At 67.1% G+C, this 277-nt stretch carries 1 protein-coding gene; it reads right to left on the bottom strand.

Annotated elements, in window-relative coordinates; all coding sequences use genetic code 11:
• On the bottom strand, window positions 1–277 hold a 277-nt coding region (locus tag SB753_RS36880; RefSeq protein WP_410805080.1), incomplete at both ends, for a helix-turn-helix domain-containing protein.

The raw sequence follows: 277 nt of genomic DNA, 5'->3' as shown, positions 1-277 counted from the left end.
ATAGCCCAACTCTTGTGCGACGTGCGACAGCGGCCGTCCCTGGATCAGCAGCGGAATCGCGCGCGCCAGAATCGCCTGCTGGCGCCATTTCGAAAAGCTCACGCCGAGTTCCTGCCGAAAAAGCCGCGCGATGGTGCGCGTGCTCGCGCCCACGCTCGCCGCCCATTGCTCTAGCGATTCACCGGGCGTCGGGTCGGCGATCACCGCTTCGCAGAGCGCGCGCAGGCGCTTTTCGTTGGGCATGGGCACCGAAAGGGGCAGCGGCTCGGAACGCGTC

Source organism: Paraburkholderia sp. SIMBA_053, from assembly GCF_046534895.1.
GTDB lineage: Bacteria > Pseudomonadota > Gammaproteobacteria > Burkholderiales > Burkholderiaceae > Paraburkholderia > Paraburkholderia caledonica.
The sequence above is the reverse complement of the archived record's forward strand: the minus strand, read 5'-3'. Positions and strand labels throughout refer to the sequence as shown.